18 protein-coding genes are annotated in these 22,527 nt (G+C 42.3%); 14 read left to right on the forward strand and 4 right to left on the reverse strand.

The window, feature by feature from the left end; translation table 11 throughout:
• The first annotated feature begins 58 nt into the window (after window positions 1-58).
• From gspD to ACMHKH_RS00350, 4 genes are all read left to right on the forward strand, one after another.
• The gene (gene gspD / locus ACMHKH_RS00335; protein ID WP_413518694.1) at window positions 59-2,314 is read left to right on the forward strand and encodes a type II secretion system secretin GspD; all 2,256 of its coding nucleotides are present in this window, start codon (window positions 59-61) and stop codon (window positions 2,312-2,314) included.
• Window positions 2,315-2,844: 530 nt separating this feature from the next.
• Window positions 2,845-3,846: a TatD family hydrolase gene (locus ACMHKH_RS00340; protein ID WP_413518695.1), complete on the forward strand. Its 1,002-nt coding sequence runs from the start codon at window positions 2,845-2,847 to the stop codon at window positions 3,844-3,846.
• 86 nt (window positions 3,847-3,932) lie between these two features.
• The gene (locus tag ACMHKH_RS00345) at window positions 3,933-4,823 is read left to right on the forward strand and encodes a ThiF family adenylyltransferase (protein ID WP_413518696.1); all 891 of its coding nucleotides are present in this window, start codon (window positions 3,933-3,935) and stop codon (window positions 4,821-4,823) included.
• 21 nt (window positions 4,824-4,844) lie between these two features.
• Window positions 4,845-6,659, forward strand: coding sequence for an ATP-binding protein (locus ACMHKH_RS00350; protein WP_413518697.1), 1,815 nt, complete (start codon window positions 4,845-4,847; stop codon window positions 6,657-6,659).
• 142 nt (window positions 6,660-6,801) lie between these two features.
• On the opposite strand, the gene efp is transcribed toward ACMHKH_RS00350, so the two are convergent.
• Complete coding sequence (gene efp / locus ACMHKH_RS00355; protein WP_413518698.1) at window positions 6,802-7,374, reverse strand: elongation factor P; 573 nt, start codon at window positions 7,372-7,374, stop codon at window positions 6,802-6,804.
• A gap of 167 nt (window positions 7,375-7,541) precedes the next feature.
• Here efp and epmB point away from each other — a divergent pair, with 167 nt between their 5' ends.
• From epmB to ACMHKH_RS00395, 8 genes are all read left to right on the forward strand, one after another.
• The gene (epmB, locus tag ACMHKH_RS00360; RefSeq protein WP_413518699.1) at window positions 7,542-8,549 is read left to right on the forward strand and encodes an EF-P beta-lysylation protein EpmB; all 1,008 of its coding nucleotides are present in this window, start codon (window positions 7,542-7,544) and stop codon (window positions 8,547-8,549) included.
• Window positions 8,550-8,709: 160 nt separating this feature from the next.
• Window positions 8,710-10,515: a hypothetical protein gene (locus ACMHKH_RS00365; protein ID WP_413518700.1), complete on the forward strand. Its 1,806-nt coding sequence runs from the start codon at window positions 8,710-8,712 to the stop codon at window positions 10,513-10,515.
• 251 nt (window positions 10,516-10,766) lie between these two features.
• Window positions 10,767-12,860 carry an EAL domain-containing protein gene (locus ACMHKH_RS00370; protein ID WP_413518701.1) on the forward strand — a complete coding sequence of 698 codons (2,094 nt, stop codon included), beginning with the start codon at window positions 10,767-10,769 and terminating at the stop codon, window positions 12,858-12,860.
• A 136-nt stretch (window positions 12,861-12,996) separates the two neighbouring features.
• Entirely contained in the window at window positions 12,997-13,452 is a 456-nt protein-coding gene (locus ACMHKH_RS00375; RefSeq protein WP_413518702.1) for a c-type cytochrome, read from the forward strand.
• Window positions 13,453-13,531: 79 nt separating this feature from the next.
• Complete coding sequence (locus ACMHKH_RS00380; protein WP_413518703.1) at window positions 13,532-14,491, forward strand: AAA family ATPase; 960 nt, start codon at window positions 13,532-13,534, stop codon at window positions 14,489-14,491.
• A gap of 64 nt (window positions 14,492-14,555) precedes the next feature.
• A complete protein-coding gene (locus ACMHKH_RS00385) occupies window positions 14,556-15,593 on the forward strand; it encodes a DUF58 domain-containing protein (RefSeq protein ID WP_413518704.1) in 1,038 nt (345 codons plus the stop codon).
• Window positions 15,590-17,866, forward strand: a complete 2,277-nt coding sequence (locus tag ACMHKH_RS00390; RefSeq protein WP_413518705.1) for a transglutaminaseTgpA domain-containing protein — start codon at window positions 15,590-15,592, stop codon at window positions 17,864-17,866. The genes ACMHKH_RS00385 and ACMHKH_RS00390 overlap by 4 nt, the downstream gene beginning before the upstream one ends.
• A 70-nt stretch (window positions 17,867-17,936) precedes the next feature.
• Window positions 17,937-18,224: a DUF4031 domain-containing protein gene (locus ACMHKH_RS00395; protein WP_413518706.1), complete on the forward strand. Its 288-nt coding sequence runs from the start codon at window positions 17,937-17,939 to the stop codon at window positions 18,222-18,224.
• Between the two features lie 79 nt (window positions 18,225-18,303).
• Here the strand turns inward: ACMHKH_RS00395 and ACMHKH_RS00400 are convergent, their stop codons facing one another.
• Window positions 18,304-19,170: a LysR family transcriptional regulator gene (locus ACMHKH_RS00400; protein WP_413518707.1), complete on the reverse strand. Its 867-nt coding sequence runs from the start codon at window positions 19,168-19,170 to the stop codon at window positions 18,304-18,306.
• 114 nt (window positions 19,171-19,284) lie between these two features.
• Between ACMHKH_RS00400 and ACMHKH_RS00405 the strand changes: the two genes are divergently transcribed.
• Window positions 19,285-20,415 carry an S-(hydroxymethyl)glutathione dehydrogenase/class III alcohol dehydrogenase gene (locus ACMHKH_RS00405; protein WP_413518708.1) on the forward strand — a complete coding sequence of 377 codons (1,131 nt, stop codon included), beginning with the start codon at window positions 19,285-19,287 and terminating at the stop codon, window positions 20,413-20,415.
• Between the two features lie 135 nt (window positions 20,416-20,550).
• Here ACMHKH_RS00405 and ACMHKH_RS00410 read toward each other — a convergent pair whose 3' ends face one another.
• Together ACMHKH_RS00410 and ACMHKH_RS00415 are read right to left on the reverse strand one after the other, a co-directional pair.
• Entirely contained in the window at window positions 20,551-20,799 is a 249-nt protein-coding gene (locus ACMHKH_RS00410; RefSeq protein ID WP_413518709.1) for a DUF2164 domain-containing protein, read from the reverse strand.
• Window positions 20,800-20,828: 29 nt separating this feature from the next.
• Entirely contained in the window at window positions 20,829-21,497 is a 669-nt protein-coding gene (locus ACMHKH_RS00415; protein ID WP_413518710.1) for a DsbA family protein, read from the reverse strand.
• 411 nt (window positions 21,498-21,908) lie between these two features.
• Between ACMHKH_RS00415 and ACMHKH_RS00420 the strand changes: the two genes are divergently transcribed.
• Complete coding sequence (locus ACMHKH_RS00420) at window positions 21,909-22,430, forward strand: HdeD family acid-resistance protein (RefSeq protein ID WP_413518711.1); 522 nt, start codon at window positions 21,909-21,911, stop codon at window positions 22,428-22,430.
• The last annotated feature ends 97 nt before the right edge of the window (window positions 22,431-22,527 follow it).

Raw genomic sequence — 22,527 nt, forward strand, 5'->3', positions numbered from 1 at the left:
GTCAACAACACTTAAATTCAGTACATAAAAAGCGACATCACTGTAGGTAATTATCAATATGGTCAGTTCTTATCATTTTTCAGTCACACCTTTGTACGATATCATGCAGCGTGTGATGCGGCTTTGTCGTCCGCTTTGCTTAGCCGTGCCATTATGGGTGGCCAGCACCGGAATGGTAAATGCAGAAAGTTGGAAGGTTAACTTACAAGACGCTGATATCAAAGCCTTTATTAATGAAGTGGCGACGATTACCAATCAGAATTTTGTACTTGATCCGCGTATTAATGGCAACGTGACTGTTATTTCCAACAAGCCTTTATCACGTGATGAGATTTATCAGCTGTTCTTAAGTGTGATGCAAGTTAATGGTATTGCTGCTATTGATTCAGGCACCACCATTAAACTGGTGCCCGATAACGTCGCCAAACAAACGGGTGTGGCTGTTGACTTACGCGGTGACAGCGTTGGTGAAGCATTGGCAACAAGGGTGATTTATCTGACCAATACCCAAGCGGCAGAAGTGTTGGGTGTTATCCGTCCGCTAATGCCACAGTCGGCGCATGCAGCCGCTGTTCCAGGTGTTAATGCGCTAGTATTATCTGATCGAGCTGACAGTCTAAATCAGCTGACAGCACTGATTCGAGATTTGGACAGCAATGTCAATGATAGCTTACAAGTGATACCGCTACGTCATGTCGACGCCGAGCGTATGATGGAGTTGATTAGCGCGCTGGTGGCGAGCGCTGGTAGCGGGCAAGCACAAGGCGGCAATAACCAGCTAAAGGTTATCGCTGATACGGCAAGCGATAGACTGCTGGTCAAAGGCAGCCCTGAAATGATTGCTAAAGTTAAAGAGATGGTCAATCAGTTGGACACTACACCGACAAGACGTTTGAGTGGTTTACGCGTTTTCCGCTTGAAATACGCTAGTGCTGGGCATATTGCAGAAATGCTACGAGGTTTGCTTGCTAGCCAATCTATCAATAGCGCAGGCACTGCATCAACCTTAGAATCTGCCTCATTAAATAATGGTGCTGCCACAGGCGCGACACTGAATACTGGCGCTAGCGGTAGTGTTGCCAATAATAGCGTGAGTAGTACAGGGGCGTCAGCTTTACCAAATAACAGCTCATCTGGTTCTAGTATCGGTGTCGGTGGTCGTCCTTTTAGTATCATCGCTGATGAAACTCAGAACGCCGTTATCGTCAATGCGGCGCCTGAGTTGATGTTTGAAATCGAAGATGCGGTCAATCAATTGGACAGTCGCCGCGCGCAAGTATTGATTCAAGCAGCGATTGTTGAAGTATCAGGTGATGACGCTACTCAGCTTGGCGTTCAATGGGCGTTAGGTAACGCTAATAGTGGCTACGGGGTAGTAAACTTTAATAATGTTGGCGCGAGTGCCGTTTCACTTGCAGCTGCTGCTTTGTCAGGTGGTACAGGCATCAGTGCAGCAGCAGGCTCGATTGCTGGTGCGTTGTTAGGTATTGGTAGTAGCAGTAAAGACAGTAAAGGCAATGCACAGTTCTACGGCGCTATTTTGCAAGCGCTTGATTCTTCTACCAGCGCCAATCTATTGTCCATGCCGTCGATTTTGACGTTGGACAATGAAAAAGCAAGCATCTTAGTCGGTCAAAACGTGCCATTTGTGACAGGCTCTTACACCACTGGTAGTGATTCTTCGACCAATCCGTTTCAGACGATCGATCGCCAAGATATTGGTATCAATCTAAACGTTATTCCGCATATTGGTGAAAACGGCACGGTACGTTTAGAAGTCTCACAAGAAGTGTCTTCAGTCGTGCCGGGCAGCGCTGGTAACGCCAGTGGTCTTATCACCAATAAAAGCTTGATTAATACCACCATTTTGGCAGACGATCAGCAGACTATTGCTTTAGGTGGTTTGATGCGTGATAACTCTACTACGCGCCAACAGAAAGTCCCAGGTCTGGGTAATGTACCCCTCATCGGTCGATTGTTCCGCTCCGATAATGACAACAGCCAAAAAAGTAACTTAATCATATTCTTACAACCGACAATCTTACGTGATGGTGGTGCAGTAGCAAGCGTCACAGAGCGCAAATATAATCAGATGCGTGTGTTACAGTTGGTTATCGACAAAAATGGCACCATTAAACAGCTGCCATTAAGCGGTACCGAAGGTTGGAATGGTGATGTCAGTGCAGATTATGAGCTCATGCCACTCAATCCACTGATTCCTAAGCGCGATCAAACGCCAAAAGTAACTTCAAAAGGCTTTACTAGGGTTGACAGTCCAAGCACTGGTATAACGACCTATCCTTTAAATCGTTAATTATCTATAAGCTATTTTTTCATAAAGTCGCCTATCCTATAGAGGTTGCCAACCGCTCTTTTTATCTTTTCTAAAATTATAGTTATCTTTTGATGTACGGTGTCATAATGATACCGTACATTGGCTTGCTCATTCATAACACAGATAAACATAGAGCCTTTTATCTAGGCGTATAATATAGGATTATTATGTTTTTAATTAGATTACTATCTATTGCAAGAGTTGATAAGTCATAACTACAACCTCTTATTAATGATAGATTAGTTATGAATAATCCATTAATTGATTAAAGCAGGTACTATAATGGCAAGTAATAACCATATAAAAAAGTTGCTGACATTAGGCGTGGTAGGTGTGGCATTATTACTGATTCCAAGACGAAGCAGCCGAGAAGCAGATAAACTCTTATCTAAGCATTATAATTCTACAAAAAATACTAAAAATAAAGTTAGCAGTTAGTCTAAAAAATGGCTGATTAGAAAAGATCTGTTATCTTGATGATCGTAAGTGATTAATGTTGGAGTTTGTTGATGATTGCCAGTGATGGATCAAGTATCAATCATAAAGACAAAGTGGCTATTCTTCCTTTAATCGATACGCATACACATTTTGATGCGCCGATATTTGATGATGATAGAGTGCGGCAAGCTAATTTGGCTTACGATAAAGGCGTATGTCATCTGCTATTAGTCGGCTATCTGCATCGACATTTTTCGCGGCTTTATGATACTCAGCAGCAATATCATACCTCTATACAAATGGATAGGGTAATAGCGAGTAATCAAAAGGATTCGTCACCAAACATGCATATTGCGCTTGGTTTACATCCTTTTTATATTGAGCAGCATACAGACGCGCATTTAGCAGATATGGCGCAGATGTTGACAAGAAATCGCCCATTAGCAATAGGCGAGATTGGTTTAGATGCTTTTACCAATGCTATGAAGCAGCCTGAAATGGTGGCTAAACAGCAGCGTTTTTTTATTGCACAGTTGGATATGGCAGTGGAACATCAGCTACCAGTTATGTTGCATATTCGTAAAGCTCACGCTGAAGCATTGGCTTTACTAAAAGCGCATGATTATGATGCGCATAAGCTTGGCGGTATTGCCCATAGCTTCAGCGGTGGCGTACAAGAAGCCAAAGCTTTTGTAAAATTGGGCTTTAAGCTCGGTGTAACAGGTCAGATAACCAATCCAAATGCGAAGAAGCTACGGTTTGCTATTCAAGCAGCGGTTAATAAATATGGTATTGAATGCTTGGTTATCGAGACTGATTGCCCAGATATGACCCCTATTATGTGTCAAGAAGTGGGTAATAGTCACTCAGCGCTCGGGCGAAACTCAGATAATGGAAGCTCGGACAAGGAATGGAGTAATAGGCCCAGTTATAATCGAAATGTCCCTGCTAATCTGCCGTATGTCTTATATAGCTTAAGTGAGTTGCTTGATGTTCCTGCCACTATTCTTGCTGAGCAGTTATGGCACAACAGTTGCAATGCGTTGCAAACTAATTGGTGCTATTCACTTTGAGTTTTTTAGTAAGTATCGATTAGAAAATACTGAGTAATAAACAAATTATTTAACAATAAAATCTTTAAAAGAGTCTCTACATCGTTATGAATGAAGACACACAGATACAGTCAGATATTATCCAGTCAGAGCTTATTGAAGAGCAGATATTTGCACTTGAAGCATTGACAACATCCGACGAGGATAGCGCGCAATATGAACGCCGCTTTAAAGGTACGCAAACCCTGTATGGTCACTCGGCAATGGATATATTTTCCGCCGCCCATGTTTATGTCATTGGTGTGGGTGGTGTAGGTTCTTGGGCAGCAGAAGCATTAGCGCGTACGGCTATTGGTAATATTACTTTAATTGATTTGGATGTATTAGTGGCATCCAACGTTAATCGGCATCTACCGGCATTAGATAGCACCTTTGGGCAAAGTAAAATTGGGGCGATGGCAGCCCGTATTCGCGAGATTAATCCAAAAGTTACCCTACATTTGGTAGATGACTTTTTAACTCCCGAAAACGTCGCGACATTACTGCCCAGTCGCGCGCAAGCAAAAATGGCAGCGCAAACGGGTCCGATTGTGATTTTAGATTGTGTTGATGATATGAATGCCAAGCTTGCCATTGCCTTGCACTGCCGCTTTAATAAATTAAAATTAGTTTGTGCTGGTGGCGCAGGTGGTAAAATAGACCCAAGCAAAATCACAGTAGGCGATTTGCGTGACAGTTACCAAGATCCGTTATTAGCAAAATTACGTAGTAAGCTCCGCCATGAAAAAGGTATCAATAGTACCTTAAAAGAGAAATTTGGTATCAAGTGTGTCTATTCGACAGAACCACCGCGCATAGACAAAAGCTGTCAAACCGGTGGTTTGCACTGTGGTGGTTATGGCTCAGCGGTCGTCGTGACATCGGTAGTGGCCATGCTTATGGTGAGTGAAGCATTACAATTATTACTCAAGCAGGCGGCGGTTAAGCCAAGCCTCTGATATGAATTCATGGAGTCCATTTTGTCTACATCTAACTTACCAGACCTTGGTTATCCTATCGCAGAAGATGAAATTGAGCGTATCATTAAGCTCAGAAAATACCAAGTTCTTAATACTAATGAAGAGTCATCGTTTGCGCGTCTAACTGAACTGGCAAGGCTATTTTTTAATATGCCTGTGGTGACCATCACTTTTATGGATGACGAAACCCAGTACCTGAAATCTGTTCACGGTCTTGGTGGCGTTTGTACCACGACGCGTAAAGTTGCCATCTGTAACTATACGGTATTGTCTGACAATGTGTTTGTGGTAGCAGATTTGGAAGCTGATAAGCGTTTTAGTAAAAACCCACTGGTGACTGATTGGCCTAAGATACGCTTTTATGCTGGTGCACCCATCATCATGCATGAAGATGGTAAAAAGTACCGTCTTGGCTCTTTGTGCTTGATGGATATGGTGCCTCATCATGATTTTAGCGATGAACAAGCCAATGTATTGGCGCAGTTTGCCATGATGGCAGCTGATGCATTGAAGCTACAAGATCAAGAGCGCAATGCCAAGTATGCTAATGAGATGAAGTCAGAGTTTTTAGCGAATATGAGCCATGAGATACGTACGCCGATGAATGGTATTATCGGTATGGTTGAGATGCTAAGTGAAACCATACTAAGCGCTGAACAACGAGAGTATGTCGATAATATCAAAGTTTCAAATGAGCATTTACTGGCGATTATCAACGGTATTTTGGATTTATCAAAAGTTGAAGCCGGTAAAATGACGATTGATTTTATCCCAATGAATTTATCTAGCCTCTGTAATGAAGTGGTCAGCTTGTTCGCTATCAAAGCGCGTCAACGTGGTCTGATTTTAGATTATCATTATACCGAGGCTCTATCTCCCTACGTGAAAGGCGATCCGGTACGGCTGAAGCAAGTAATGGTCAATTTGGTCAATAATGCGATTAAATTTACTCGTGAAGGCGGGCGCGTGACGATTGATATCAAACACATGCAAAATAACCCTTGTGTTGATGATAAAGATTGTCATAAAAATCAACAAATCCATAACAGCATTATAGAGCCAGATATTTATAACTATGATGAGGCTGATAAAGACTGTGCACCGACTTATCAAAAAATGACGTTATGCATTGAGGTTACAGATACCGGTGTCGGCATCAAACCTGAATCATTATACGCGATATTTGATGCTTATGATCAGGCCAATAAATCTACCCATCGCCTCTATGGTGGTACAGGATTAGGATTGTCTGTTTGTAAGTCATTGGTTGACTTGATGGGCGGTTATATTGAGGTGGATAGTACCGTCGGTGTTGGAACGACTTTTAGAGTGTTATTGCCACTACCAACTATTAACGTTGAAGATTATGAGACATGGCAGACGGCAAATGACTTTACAATAACGCTGCCAACCGACGAATTGGTTGGTCATATTTTGCTGGTTGAAGATGATAGCGTGAATGCTATGATTGCCAAAAAAGCGCTGACTAATAGTGGTCATACGGTGACTCACGTCAACGATGGCCAACAAGCGATCGAGATTTTTGCGTTATACCCTGATCGCTATGATGTTATTTTGATGGATCATCATATGCCGATTATGGATGGTGTACAGGCCACCATTAAGCTGCATGAGCTATATGCACCGCAAGATTTGCCACCGATTATTGCCTTGACTGCCAATGCGATGGATGGCGAGCGCAAAAAGTATCTTGATGTGGGCATGCAGGATTATTGTACCAAACCCTTTAAGCAAGAGCAGTTAAACGCATTGGTTCAGTATTGGTTAATGCATAAGCAATCGTTAGAACAATAATAGCCGTGTATGTCAGTCTGTTATTATTTATAAGCCATTGAATAATAGCCATAAAAAAAGCTTAACCTCTTATTAGTGGTTAAGCTTTTTTGCTATAAAAAATAGGAGATGAAAGCTATTCGCATACTATCTATTAATGCCTTTAGCTAACACGCGTTTGATAGTCACCAGTACGAGTATCAACACGAACCACTTCACCTTGCTGTACAAATAAAGGCACGCGTACTACAGCACCAGTCTCTAGCGTGGCAGGTTTGCCGCCGCCACCTGAGGTATCGCCGCGTAGACCAGGATCAGTTTCGGTAATTTGCAACTCAACAAAGTTAGGCGGGGTTATTGAAAGAGGAGCACCGTTGAATAAAGTGATGGTACATAGTGCATTGCTGTTTTCTTTTAGCCACTTTATTGAATCGCTCATCGCTGTTTTGTCCGCTTGAATCTGCTCAAAACTTTCAGGGTGCATAAAATGCCAAAATTCACCATCGTTATAGAGATAGTTCATTTCAGTATCCATGACATCAGCAGCTTCTAAGCTATCGCCTGACTTAAAGGTTTGTTCCAATACTTTACCACTACGAAGATTGCGCAATTTAACACGGTTAAAGGCTTGGCCTTTACCTGGTTTGACAAACTCGTTTTCAAGAATGGCACAAGGGTTGCCATCGAGCATGACTTTGAGACCTGCTTTAAATTCATTAGTAGAAAAACTTGCCACAAGAAACTCCTAGGGGTTGTAAATATGGTGGTAGATAAGGGAATGAATAGCTTGCTGCGTTAAAATCGCTTATCACACTTCAGTGTTGGACTGATAGGTCGACCGCTTTGATAGACGACACACTAAGCGCGTATAATAGCGACTTTTAGGCACAGGTATAGGCTGTCATGATAAACCATTTAATCACACAAAAAAACTGGCAAACGCAATTAACCGAAGCCATTACCTCTGTTGATGAGCTACTTGAGCTTTTAAAGCTTGAATCACTGCGACCAGATATCTACATACCTAAGCATTTTGAGCTGCGCGTACCACGTGGTTTTGTGGCAAAAATGACAGTCGGTGATAGTAATGACCCGTTGTTAAGACAAGTACTACCAAATCAAAAAGAGCAAATCGCAGTCACCGGCTATGTCGCAGACCCTCTGAGCGAGAATACGCAAAATCCTATCAAAGGTCTACTGCATAAATACCAATCAAGAGTATTGTTGACCATTACGGGTGCTTGTGCGATTCATTGTCGTTACTGCTTTCGTCAGCATTTTGACTATAGTGCCAATATGCCAACTGCCAGTGCCAAACAAGACATCATCGATTATATTAGCGCATACCCTGAGATCAATGAGATTATTCTAAGTGGTGGTGATCCATTAAATGTGACTAATAGACGGTTATTTGCTTGGTTCGATACCTTGGAGACGATTGAACAACTGACTACCATTCGTATCCATACCCGTCTGCCGCTCGTGATTCCAGCAAGGCTTGATGATGCGCTATTAGAGCGTTTAGCACAAAGCCGTTGCCAAATTGTGATGGTGATTCATGGTAATCATGCCAACGAGATCGATGCGCTGACCGCAGAGTATTTGCAGCGAGCGCGTGCAGCTGGCGTTACGTTATTGAATCAAGCGGTACTTTTAAAAGGTATCAACGACAGCGTCAATGCACAAACTGCATTAAGTCAGCGTTTATTTGCGGCAGGCGTATTGCCTTATTATCTGCATGTGTTAGATAAAGTGGCGGGTGCTGCTCATTTTGATCTGGATGAGAGCTTTGCGATTGAGTTGTATTGGTCATTACTTGCTAAACTGCCAGGCTACCTAGTACCTAAGCTAGTAAGAGAACTACCAAACGAACCTTTCAAAGTACCAATTAATGTTTACAATAGAGCGTAAATTGTGCACTATGATTGGCTAATTCATTTATGCAGCTTTTATCTTAATAGAATGATAGTCAATAAAATGCTAAGAGGTGATTGTTATGATAGTAATATTCTTTTTTAAGAATACATTCTTATACACCGATGAATAACTTACGCAATTACTAAGGATGGTAATGGTAAATTTATCGACATTTCAAGAATATTTAGCCACCGATACTTCCTTATTAAGAACTCATGCCCAGTCTATCAACAGCAATGAGCCACATTTGCGTCAATGGGCAGCATTATTGCCAGCAAAGACAGAGGCGCAGCAAGCCGAGCAGATAGAAAAGGTACTGACAGAGCTGCGCTCGGATAATATGGATGATAGGCAGCGTCTGACCTTGATTAGGATTGTCATTAATGCTACCAATCCACTCATTGCAGCGCTGCGTCAACACTATATTTATGAGACCGGCGCGCTTAATGAGGCTCAGCTTGAGTATGTAGCGCAGGTAAGGTCGTTATACTACTCGATGATTATGACCTATAACGGCGTGATATACCGCGAAATCGCTTTTTTAGAAGACAAGCAGCAGCAAATATCAAGCAGTCTGTGGCAGCGCTATTTTACCAGTGAAAAATTCTTGCCCATTACCTTAGCGATTGCTATTTACCAAACGCTGCTGATATATCAAAAACTGCTATTTGAAGACGCCATTTGCTATCAAAAGCTGTCCTCTTATATATGGGTTCATGTCAATAAGCTATATTGTATCGCCCTTACCCAGCAAGCTTCTGCCATTGATTTGAGCGCTTATATTGCAACACAGTCCGCTACTACGATTCATCACCTGTACTGCCAACTATGCTTACATCATCTGCTCAATGTACGAGCACTGCGTCGATCACATATTCTATTGCTACATCGTCTATTGCCAGAGTGGAGCGCACATATGGTTGCGACCATAGAGCCGCGCACGGCAACGCGCTTATTCGTTGATCTTCAAAATAAAGAGCCGCCGACTTATCTGACCGCCCTGACTGCTATCAATCCATATGACGCCCATCATACTTGCTTATTTATAGAGCTTGAATCTTTGATGAGCTATTTACAATCACGTATTCAAACGCTCTTTGATACTGATAAGAAAGGAATTGAGTATTATCTGACTAATACTATTTTGATGGCAATGAGCTACCGTTATATTCAGCCAAAGCTCACTCTTCCTATCAATCATAATGTAAAGCAAGCGGCGACGATAGTTACGGGATTTAATGACATTCACTATCGGGTCAGTAATGAAAAAAGCTTAAGCGCTTTGATAGAATCTACCGCCCTGCCAGAGCATCAGCAGCCGCGCTATGATACTGTACCAAAAATCCTTCCTAACCATAAAGAAATAGCGGTCGATATATTTGAAAATGATCATCAGCTGTCACAGTTTCGCATCCTACGCTTGCTACCAAAACTAGACGAGGCAAGTATGCCCAGCACTCTTCATTCTCTGCAGGGTAATAAAGAAATAGCAGCCACTACTAAAATACTGATCAAGACTGCTGATATAAAAATTGATAAGACTGATAATTTAGTCTTTACTGCACCGCCATCCCTGCAAACAACGAGCCTTTTTTTACTCTGTCGTAAAAATACTACCATCTCGCCTAGCTTGCATAAGTGGTCTATGGGAGTGGTACGTTGGTTAAATGTAGATGACACGACAGCCGAGCTTGATTGGCAAGTTTTGGCTCATAAGCTCATCGCTTGTGGCATTCGCTTGCAAGATAGAGAGGAGCGTAGTCGTCATTTTGTACCAGCATTTATGATAGGAGAAGATGAGCAGCTGCAAACTAGCTATAGCCTATTATTACCGACTTCTCATTTTCAAACAGATGATAAAGTGGTGATGCGTATTAATAATCAACAAAAAACGTTGCGTTTAGGTCGCCGCTTAATGATGAGCGATGAGTTTAGTCAGTATGAAATACTACAGGTTTAATAGAATACATCTCTTTTAACGCTTAAAAATACTAATACTTAAGTGTCTTGTTAGATATAGGATAGAATAAACTCCTTGATTGCTGCTATTTAATAATAGCCATGGTAAGTTAAGCAGCAGTCGGTTAAATTATTGTTTATAATGACGACAACGCTGTTTTTCGTCTGCTGCTATTTTATACCTGACGACTATATTACAGCGACAGTACAGCGACGACTCATATTATTTTATAAGATTAAAAAAGGCTTTTTATGCGTACTCAGTCAGTCTTAAACTTATTGGTTATCGATGCAGATCAGCTATACGCTGAACGCCTCGTACACTTGCTTAGTTCGTACTATGATAGCGTGAACTTAGGTTTTTTGGATGATAAAGATGAGTTGCTAAAGTCGCTACGTCAATCATGGGATGTATTAGTTTTTGGTCAAGCTTATGATATAAACTTTACCGATGCGGTTGCTATCATTCAAGAGCAAAATATTGATTTACCATCGGTTTGTTTGATCAATAAAGACACGGTAGCCAATGCTCATAATGAAGAAGGCTTGCCGTCTATCGTGAATAGTATGATGGTAAAGGCGCTTTCTGCAGAGCAAGAAATGGCAGTCACCATGGCTATTTGTTTGCTGCATGAAAACTTGCGTAGCCGCCGACAGCTTAAAACCTTGCGTGATGTATTGTCTGGGGCGGAACAGCGGGCAAACGTCCTGATTAAAAACTCAAAAAGTGCCGTCGCTTATATTGATCAGGGTATTCATATTTTTGCTAATGACCCATATTTGCAGTTATTTGGTTTTGAGACGATGAATGATATCATCGGCATACCTGTGATTGATTTGATTGCGGGCGGTGATAATGTTAAAGCCTTTAAGCAGTTTTTACGCCAATTTGATAAGGGTGACCGTAAAGACGTCGAGTTCAATTTTGAGAGTCGTCGTACCGATGATAGTACCTTTGCGGCAAAATTGCAGCTGGCAGTTGCGACACTAGATGGTGAGCCCGTTACGCAGATTATTATTCAACAAAATAATAGCAACAGTGCTGAGATCGCCAAACGTTTGGCTGAAGCTCAGCGTAAAGATAGCCTAACAGGCATCGATAATCGCCACAGTTTTGAAGAGCAGCTGACGGCATCTTATGAGCAAGCAAGAAAGGGCACGTTGACCGCCGCTCTTTTATATGTACAGCTCGATAATATCGGCAAAATCAGAAGCAGTCTAGGTCTACAAGGGATTGATAGCACCGTTAAGCAAGTGGCTCAGACCTTAGATGAGCTGGTAGTCGAAGGTCACGTTAGCCGCTTTAGTGATACTGCATTCACCATTCTGGTCGAAAATCAAACGACAGCAGCGCTTGAAAAATTGGCTGAACAAATTGTTGATAGTATCAGTAAGCTGTTTATTGAAGTCGATAAGCGTACCACCAATACCACGGCAAGTATTGCTATCGTCAAAATTGAAAAAAACACGCCTGAGCCAAGAGTAATCCTTGAGCGTGCCATGGATGCGATTAATCAGATTATGATTGAGACGTCCAACCATGGCGGTAAATATCATCTGTACGATGCCAGTGAACATGCCAATAGTGATGACCATGCGCTGGCAGAGTCTTTAGTTGATGCTATTACCAATAACCGCTTTGAGTTAATGTTCCAGCCGATATATGACATCAGTCATGACCGTAGTGACTTCTTTGAAGTGTTTTTGCGCCTGCCGCTGGCGGATGCGGACAACACCATATTGACCCCAGACCAGTTTATGGCGGTTGCTAAGTCTCACCACTTGTTAGAGAAGATAGATCGCTGGATATTAATTAACGCCTGCAAAAAAATCAATGAGGTACGTAAAACGCATCCAGAAGCGCGTTTACTGGTGCAGTTGACCAGTGCATCTTTGGTTGATAAAAAATTGCCAAGTGTTGCAAGCCAACTTATTAATGCTATCGGCGGTAAAGCAGGGGCACTGACATTACAATTTAATGAAAAAGACATCTCTGACTACTTAACGGTGGCTAAATCTCAGTTTACCGAGCTAAGTCAGGTTAACTGTCAATTGGGTATTAATAATTTTGGCTCGTCTGCAAAATCGGTAGAGCTTGCCAATTTCGTTCATCCTGATATGGTGCGCTTAGCCCGTAATTATGTTGAAGGGATTGATGCCGCTGACAATCTAGAGACTGTTAAATCACTTATAGTGCGTACCAATGAAATTAACGTTGATGTATTAATGCCTTATATTGAGGATGCTGCGACTATGTCAGTTGCATGGAGTGTGGGCGCTCGCTACTTGCAAGGTTACTATTTAGAAGCACCGAGTAACACTATCAAAGTCTCAAACGAGAGTTAGTTCTTATTTTGTCTGCATAAATATGACATATTCCTTCTCTATATATCACTATCGATTTCTATCAACCGTTGCATAAAGTGACGGTTGATATAGACTCAGCCACAGTCAACACTTCTCAATAAAAGATGACAACAACATGTCTATAATAAATAAATATCAACTTACTGCTATGCTTGCCGCTGCTTTATTTCTAAGTGCTTGTGAGAAAACACCGCCTGATTATCGTGCACCTGTAACCCTACCGCTTTATACAGCCGGTGATGCTGATAACGGTTCTCTCATATATAAGGACGCTTGTAGTCAGTGTCATCAACTAAACCCTGGTCTTAATAAAAAGGGTCCGCAGTTGATGAATATCTATGGCGCGCCGGCAGCCAAGCTGACAGACTATACTTATAGCGAAGGCTTGGCAGCATCCGGTTGGATATGGAATGCCGAAACGCTAGATGATTATATTGCTGATTCAGAAAAAGCCATACCAGACTCAAAAATGCTAGCAGATCCTATGCCTGATGCTAAAGAACGTGCGGATGTGATTGCTTATCTATCAACACTTCGTGCGCCAGTGCCTACTGTAGAAGAATCAAAATAAACGTCTATTATTATTTTTAATATTACCTTTATTGTTACTTTTATTACTATTCCTATAAAAAATGAGCAAATGACGCCGTATGACCGATGCCATTATCGACTATCGCTATAACCAGCAAAAAATTGCCCAGTTAATGGCGCAATTAAATCAGATCGTATTGGATAAGCCGCAAGTGGTGAAGCTTGCGCTTAGCGGTATCTTGGCAGGTGGACATTTATTGCTGCAAGATTTGCCGGGTATGGGTAAGACGACCTTGGCACAAGGGCTAGCACAGCTGTTGGGGTTGAGCTTTAGCCGTGTCCAATTTACCAATGATATGTTGCCTGCTGATATCCTAGGTATGAGTATCTATAATCAAAAACAGCAACAGTTTGAGTTTCGAGCAGGTCCTATCTTTACTCAACTGCTGCTCGCTGATGAGATTAATCGCTCAAGTCCCAAGACTCAAAGTGCGTTACTTGAAGCAATGGAAGAGCGGCAGGTAACACAAGATGGGCAGAGCTATCCCTTGCCAAAACCGTTTTTTGTGATAGCGACTCAAAACCCGTTACAACAAGCGGGCGTCTATCCACTTCCTGAGTCGCAGCTGGATCGATTTTTATTGTGCTTATCGCTTGGCTACCCATCGCCCGCCGCAGAGCGAGCTTTATTAAAGGGTCAAGATCGCCGTGAGCTGTTGAGTAATATGGACGCAGTGCTGGATACAGAAGCGGTGTTGTTAGCACAGCAAGGGGTCAAGCAGGTTTATGTCGCAGATGTGGTGTTAGATTATCTGCAACGTTTGGTGGCAAAAACACGAGCAAGCCAAGAGTATCATGGCTTGTCGCCGCGGGGTTTGTTGTCCCTACAGCGCGCCGCTCAGGCTTATGCTTATGTATCGGGACATATGGAGGTCACGCCTGAAGATATTCAAGCCGTATTTGCTGCTGTTACCGATCACCGTCTTGGTCAGCGTTTTGTGCCTACTCATGTGACGGGCGGTCAAACAACACCAACCATTGCTCAACGTATTTTGGCAGAAGTAGCGGTTATTGTTTAAATGCTGACCATCTAATATTTACTTATCTCGTAATAATGTCAATGCTATGGTAAATAAGGTAGCCATGAGTTCTTTGTCAAAAGCCTTTACCGCCCCAATTACCTCGGCAGTCAGCCGCTGGTTTGCTTCGCGCGCGCCAAAAAGTGACAGCGCTAAACTCAATTTACGTAACGTTTATATCTTTTTTAGCCGTGAAGGTATGCTGTTTGCGGTGCTGCTGATTATTACCTTTATTGCCGGTATCAACTATGGCAATAACTTGGTGCTAGGCTTGTGCTTTTATTTAATTAGCGTTTGGCTAATTAGTTTCCATGTGACCTTTGCTCATATTTCAGGCTTAAAGGTACGTCTATTGGACGTTACCATGGCAGAAGCAGGGGCACCTGTCTGGGTCACTTTGCAACTACAGAGCGACAGTCGCCAACCCAGACGTCAGTTATTATTTAGTTTTGATTCAAGTAATAAAAAGACTGACAGAAAAATTAAGAAAAAAACGAAGAATAATATGAATAGTCAGCATTCTGTGCGTGTTACACAGCTAAAAGGTGAGCAGATTATTCGTTTACCGGTGCAAACGCACAGACGTGGACAGTTTGAATTACCGCGATTAAGAATAAAAACTGTTTACCCGTTGGGTATCATGCGGGCATGGTCCTATGTGTATTTCTCACGACAAGCTTGGATCTATCCAAAATCTGAAGCATTTGACTGGCAAGAACAATATGCCGTCGCCAGTCAGGAAGACTTAGTCACAGGTTGGCAGTATCGGCAAGGTCAAGATGATTTTGAGCGGCTGGATAACTATATAGAAGGTGAATCGCTGGCACGGGTATCTTGGGGGCATGTGGCGCGCGGTCAAGGTATGTTGACCAAGCACTTTGCGGATCCTGTCGGACAAGAGCAGACTTTGGATTATGCGGATATGCCAGCGGCGCATCATGAGCAGAAGCTGGCACAACTGGCATATGGAGTTTCAACGCTAGGGCAATTGGGTGTGCCATTTAGTATGCGCCTGCCAAATGATGCGCCGTCTGCTGCTGTTATGGGTGAGGGTGACAGCTTTATTCAAGCTTGCTTATTAAGGTTGGCAAAAGCACCATGAGTAATCCTAAAAGACTTCCTACAGATGAAGCTGAACGTGAACCTATAGGCTTCCCTAAAACAAATGCGGTAAATTCTGCCAGCTTTGAGCAATTAGCAGTGGGCAAAGCTAACAGCCCTCATATTCAACAGTACAACGATAAATGGTATCGCAAGCTTATCGCGTTACCAGCCTATTATTGGGTATTAATCGCCCAAGTCATCGTTATCCTGCCACATGCTGCGCATTTACCATTGTGGTTAATGGGTTTTGCGGTGGTTAGTGTTATTGCGCAACTGCCACTTATCAAAGCACGATTCAAAAAAAAAACCTATTTAAAACGTCTCTATCAAGGCATGCAAATGCTTGGCTTTTTATTGGGGCTAGCAGGTCTGTGGCTGACTTATAACACAGCATTCGGGCTGGATATGGGTGTGGCATTTTTGGTGCTATGTCTTATCAGTAAGTTGTGGGAGTTATATAAGCGCCGTGATGCTTATGTGATACTCAATTTATCATTGTTTGTATTAGCGGCACTTTTTTTGATGGATCAAGGTATTGTCACTACCTTGGAAGTCATCATTGGCGCGGTTGTTGTACTATTGGCTTTTATTGCGTTAAATGATGATGGTAATAGTCGCGGTGCTGGTCGTTTGCGCACTTTAGGTGTGTTGGGTATTGGGGCTTTGCCGTTATTGGTGGTATTGTTTTTATTCTTCCCGCGCTTACCACCGCTATGGTCAGTGCAGCTATCAGGTCAGCAAGCGACTACTGGCGTCTCTGATAGCATGTCCCCCGGTGATTTTGCTAATTTAGGGCAATCGACTGAATTGGCTTTTCGCGTAGAGTTTAAAGACAATCGCCCACCGCAGCAGCAACTGTATTGGCGCGGCTTGGTATTTAGCGACTTTGATGGCGTTACTTGGCGTTCTAGTGCACAGCAACAACAATGGCAACCTGCGTTGCAAACGCCCACTTGGATAGAGAATGCCTTTTCGACGGTGCCTGAAGCGGCAAAAACTGCTCCTAATAACTACCAGATTATCCTAGAGCCCACGCAACAAAACTGGCTTTTTGGACTGGATTACCCGTTTGCACAGCAGCAAGATATCAGTATTACATCAGACTTTACCTTATTAAAAGACCAGCCTGTTACTCAGCAACTACGCTACGATGTATTGCAATTTTCGCCAATGCAGATTGATACTGTTTTGACTGATGAATCACGGCGTCTCAATCTTGCACTGCCTAGCAAAGGTAACCCGCAAGCACGCGTACTGGCGCAGCAGCTTTTTGCCCAGTCAGGTTCAGATCCAGTACGTTATATTGCCGCTATTGAGCGCTGGATTAATCAAACGGACTTTCGCTATACGCTATCACCGCCACGCTTGAATAATAACCGTATTGACGAGTTTCTATTTGAAACCAAAGCAGGATTTTGTGAGCATTACTCTTCAAGCTTTACTTTTATGATGCGGGCAGCGGGTATTCCAGCGCGCGTTGTAGCAGGCTATCAAGGTGGTGAGTTGAGTCGCGCGGGTAATGTTTGGGAAGTGCGGCAAAAAGATGCGCACGCTTGGACTGAGGTTTGGCTTACGGGACAAGGCTGGGTACGTGTCGATCCAACAGCATTTGTTGCGCCTGAGCGTGTCGAGCAGGGAATGGACGCGCTAACTCAGGCTCAAGGGGCGGCGATGTTTGGTGAAGGCGCTTCTGCACAAATTAGCTATCAGCAGTATCAAATGCTACAAACCTTACGCCGCCTGTCAGACCAAGCCAGCTATTATTGGCAAAAAGACGTCGTTGGCTATGACCAAGATAAGCAAGCTAACTCGCTATTTAAATGGTTCAATATTCGCTCAATCACTCAGCAAATACTTTGGTTAGCAGTGAGCACCGTCATTATTATGACGACTTTGATATTTTTTATATGGCAACGTCGCCGCAAACGCTGGCATCCGGCAGATTTGCCGCTTGCTCAATTATCAAAGCGCCTTAGCAAGCATAATAAAGCACTAGCTCGCGTTGAGAGTGAAGGGCAGTTGGCATGGCTTGAGCGTTTGGCAATGGTAGTTGATACAAGTGCTGAAGCGAATAATCAAAATACCAATACTAGTCAGTTGAAAGACAGCAGCCATTTAACAGCGGCTCAAATAAAAATAGAGCAGATTAAAGACAGCTATCGCCAGCTACGTTATGGGCGTTTAAGCACACAGAGTATTAAGGATAAAAACTATCAAAAAGTGCTAAAACAGCTGAAAGAAAATATCAATGATTTACCAAGGTTATACTGATTAGGACTTATAAAGATACTAAAGTAAAAGTGCTTAGTAGTTTTTATGCAATAAACGAAAGGTCAGTTATATGGCGATATACGTAGATTTTATGCAGATAGAATTTAAAGGCTATAAGTGGTGTCATCTGCTGGCAGATACCTTACAAGAGTTGCATGATTTTGCAGCGCTTATTGAGTTAGATGGGCGTTTATTCCATCGTCATGCCAGCTATCCGCATTATGATGTCACAGTGCAAATGCGAGAAACCGCTATTGCGTATGGTGCTATTCCTGCCGATAGAAAGAAGATTATCGAATGTGCAAAGAAATTAAAAGTAGAATTACAGTATCAAATGTCATTGCCTGATGATGCTTAATTTATTCTTGTAAATAGCATTTAATAATAGCTACTATGCTGCTAGCTATAAAATTCTCAAACTTGATAGTAGATATTTTTTAAGCTAAATGCTCTGCTAGATAGTCGACCAGCAATCTGATTTTTGGTGATAAATGACGATTATGCGGGTAGATAGCCCAAATCCCTTCTTCTTGCTCTCTATATTCGTCCAATACTGTCATAAGACGACCGGCTTCTAAGTGTTTTTGCACATAATAATCTGGCAGCTGTACGATACCAAGCCCTTTTAACGCTGCATCAACCAAACTATAGCCGCTGTTATAACGTATCTTGCCGCTTACTCGTATATTGCGCTCTGCATCCGCTTCTTTAAAATGCCAATAATCTAGTGTACCTAGTAAGCAGCTGTGTTGACTGAGTTCATCCAAGGTTTTTGGGCGACCATATTTTTCAAAATAAGCAGACGATGCACAGACAAAATTGGTACGGCGGCTGAGTTTTTTTGCCATCATCGTAGAGTCGCTCAGCTTACCGATACGTATTGCCAAATCATAGCCGCCTTCAATCAAATCAATCTTTTGATTGCTCAAAAAAGCAGTTACCTCGATATCGCTATATTGTACAATAAAGTTATTCACCAGTGGCAATAGCTGCTGCTCTCCATAGGTGACAGGGGCAGTCAGCTTGATTCGACCTTGCGGTTTGGACTGCAAATTACTAACAGCTTGCTCTGCCGCATCGAGTCCATCAAGAATACTGCGGCAATGCTGATAAAACACGCGCCCTTCCTCTGTTAGCGAGACTTTACGTGTAGTCCGATATAGCAACTTAGTCTTGAGTCGCCTCTCTAGTGCAGTGACCTGTCGACTCACTTGCGCTGTTGAGATAGCAAGCTTTGCCGCCGCTTTAGTAAAGCTTTCAAATTCTGCGACGTAGACAAACTCACTGATACCATCCCACTTCATGATTATTACCACTGTGTAAAAGATATTTGCAAATATGCTATATTATCATTAGCAGGGAAGTAATATAAAATAATCACAATATTAAAATTCAATCCATTAAAAAGAGATACGTTTATGTCAGATAAATTTATTAAATCAAAAGCCGCTATTGCATGGGGTCCAAACCAGCCACTATCTATCGAAGAAGTGGATGTCATGCTGCCGCGTAAAGGCGAAGTATTGGTCAAAATTATTGCCAGTGGCGTTTGCCATACCGATGCATTTACCTTGTCTGGTGAAGACCCAGAAGGTGTGTTTCCAGCGATTTTAGGTCATGAAGGGGGTGGCATCGTTGAGCAAATTGGCGAAGGCGTCACCAGTGTGCAAGTTGGCGACCATGTCATTCCTTTATACACCGCAGAATGTGGCGAGTGTAAAATGTGCTTATCGGGTAAAACCAATCTTTGCTCAGCGGTACGTGAAACCCAAGGTAAAGGTTTGATGCCAGACGGTACCACGCGTTTTTATAAAGATGGTGAGCCAATTTATCACTATATGGGTTGCTCAACCTTTTCCGAATATACCGTCTTACCAGAGATTTCTTTGGCAAAAGTAAATAAAGCAGCAGCACTTGAAGAAGTTTGCTTATTGGGTTGCGGCGTCACGACTGGTATGGGCGCTGTGATGAATACCGCAAAAGTCGAAGAGGGCGCAACGGTTGCTATCTTTGGTCTAGGCGGTATTGGCTTATCAGCGGTCATCGGTGCAGCAATGGCAAAAGCCAGCCGTATCATCGCCATTGATATTAACGAGAGCAAGTTTGAGCTAGCCAAAAAGCTTGGCGCAACCGATTGTATCAATCCAAAAGATTATGATAAGCCAATCCAAGATGTCATCGTTGAGATGACGGATGGCGGCGTTGATTATTCATTTGAATGTATTGGTAACGTGGATATCATGCGCTCAGCGCTTGAATGCTGTCATAAAGGTTGGGGCGAATCGGTCATCATCGGTGTCGCTGGTGCTGGAAAAGAAATCTCCACCCGTCCTTTCCAGCTAGTGACCGGTCGCGTCTGGAAAGGTTCAGCTTTTGGCGGCGTCAAAGGTCGTTCAGAATTGCCGGGTTATGTAGAACGTTATTTAGCGGGCGAAATCCCACTACAGGACTTCATTACTCATACTATGCCATTAGAAGATATCAACGAAGCCTTTGACTTGATGCATAAGGGCGAGAGTATTCGTACGGTTATACACTTTGATGCGTAAGCTTGCATGATTGAGTTCTCGCTTCTTAAATAAAAAATGCTGCATTTAATAGATGCAGCATTTTTTATGGAGGATGTGTGAAAAGACGGTTTTAAATTATTAATCTTTATCTGGAACATAAAGGCTAATAAGTAGTCAGTCTTTTTTAAAGCTATGCATATCTTCTAACATTTCTGTAAATCTATTGTATAGCCATGGCTCCATATCATCGACCACTTGGTTGTATAAATGCGGTCCTATCGTTTCGATGATAAAATCCAATAAGAATTTTGCCGGTAAATTACCAATATCGATATCGAATTCGTCGTTCATATAAACCCGTAGTTCATCTAAAACTAGAGTTTCTGTTTCATCTGATAGGGTTATTAATTTGTCTTTATTCATAAAAAATAGTCCTACTAAAGAATTTTTCTTTACCCTTCCATATTGGCTAATTGCTCTAAAATATTGACATAATTGTCGACGCCTTGCGCGCCGCTAACCAAGTGCTGCTCATTAAAAATTATTGCAGGGACGCTTTGAATACCTTGCCGCTGCCAATGCTGTTCTACCTCACGTACATCATTAGCAAAGCGTTGGTCTTCTAAAACTGCTAGCGCTTCCTCACGATTCAGTCCAATCTCGGCGGCGATATCAGCAAGTACCGTGATATCAGAGAGGTTTCTATTATCGGTAAAGTGCGCCGTAAATAATGCCTGCTTTAACTCATGCATGCGTCCTTGCTGCTCAGCCCAATGCAAAAGCTGATGCAGATTAAAGGTATTGTGCATACGCAACTCATCAGTGAAATTGAAATCAAAGCCGACCTCAGAACCCACCTTTGTTATTTGGGCGCGGCTGGCGTCGGACTCAGCTTTGCTTGAGCCATATTTTTCTGTGATATGCTCACGCATGTTTTGACCCTCACTTGGCATGTTAGGGTTTAGCTCAAACGGATGCCAATGTATTTCATGGGCAGTATTGGTCTGCTCTAATGCTGCTGCCAGTTGGCGATAGCCGACGACACACCAAGGACAAACCACGTCTGATACGATATCGATGCGTAGTGGCTGCTGTGATGTTAACTGCTTTGAGTTTTTCATATGTTTTACCTAATTTATTGTCTTTTTTTTATTTAGAGAAGGACTGTTCTAGACACGTCTATTTTATATGCAGCTGAATAGAGTCAGTATCCTTATTCAAGGATACTTATTAAACAATACTAAGAGAAAGTTTAGGTGATTACAATGGCTGCTAAGTGACTAATAAAAAGTTTCAACTGCTATCACTGATCAAGCTGATAGTAATCAATCTTTAAACTGAGTATCAACCGTCAATTTAGCTTAGTTAGTAGGCTTAAAATTAAATAAACAGTTATCAGGCTTATAGAGAGAATACAACGCTTAAACGCTTATCGTAACAGGACTACTTGAATACATTACTACCTTGATACAAGATGTAAAATGCTCTGCGTTATAATTTGTTTTTTATTATATATAAAGTAAGAACATCTTATGAATCGTACATTATGGATGGTAGTTGGCGTTATTAGTATCCTTGGTGGTATCTTTGCATTTTTTAATCCGCTTAGCGCCAGTTTTGCTGCTGAACAGTTAGCAGGGTTTATATTCCTTTTGGTGGGTATCTTACAAGTTATCGCTCTATTCCGTGCGCACAGCACTATTGGTAAAGTGCTCGCTGCTATCGGTGGTGTACTTGGTATATTGATTGGTATTGAGCTATTACAAAACCCATTGCAGGGTATATTGACGTTAACAATGGTAATCGCTATTTTATTTATGGCAACAGGTATTGTCAGAGTGGTGGTTGCTTTTGGTTTACGCAGAACAGTGGCTTTTGTGCCAATCTTAATCTCGGGTCTAATCTCGATTGCATTGGCTATCATGATTTTTACCAGTTATCCGCAATCAGCGACCTATATCCTTGGTGTGCTATTGGCGGTTGAGCTAATCTCTAATGGTATCTCGCTCATTATGTATTCACGTGTACAGTCGCCTTTGATTAGAAATATATAGATTGGGGGGATTACCGATTCAGCTATCAGAAATAACAAAGACTCCATAAATAGGAGTCTTTTTTTTGCTTATATATTTTTAATAAGTGCATAAGTTT

The organism is Psychrobacter glacincola (assembly GCF_965118485.1).
Lineage (GTDB): Bacteria > Pseudomonadota > Gammaproteobacteria > Pseudomonadales > Moraxellaceae > Psychrobacter > Psychrobacter glacincola_D.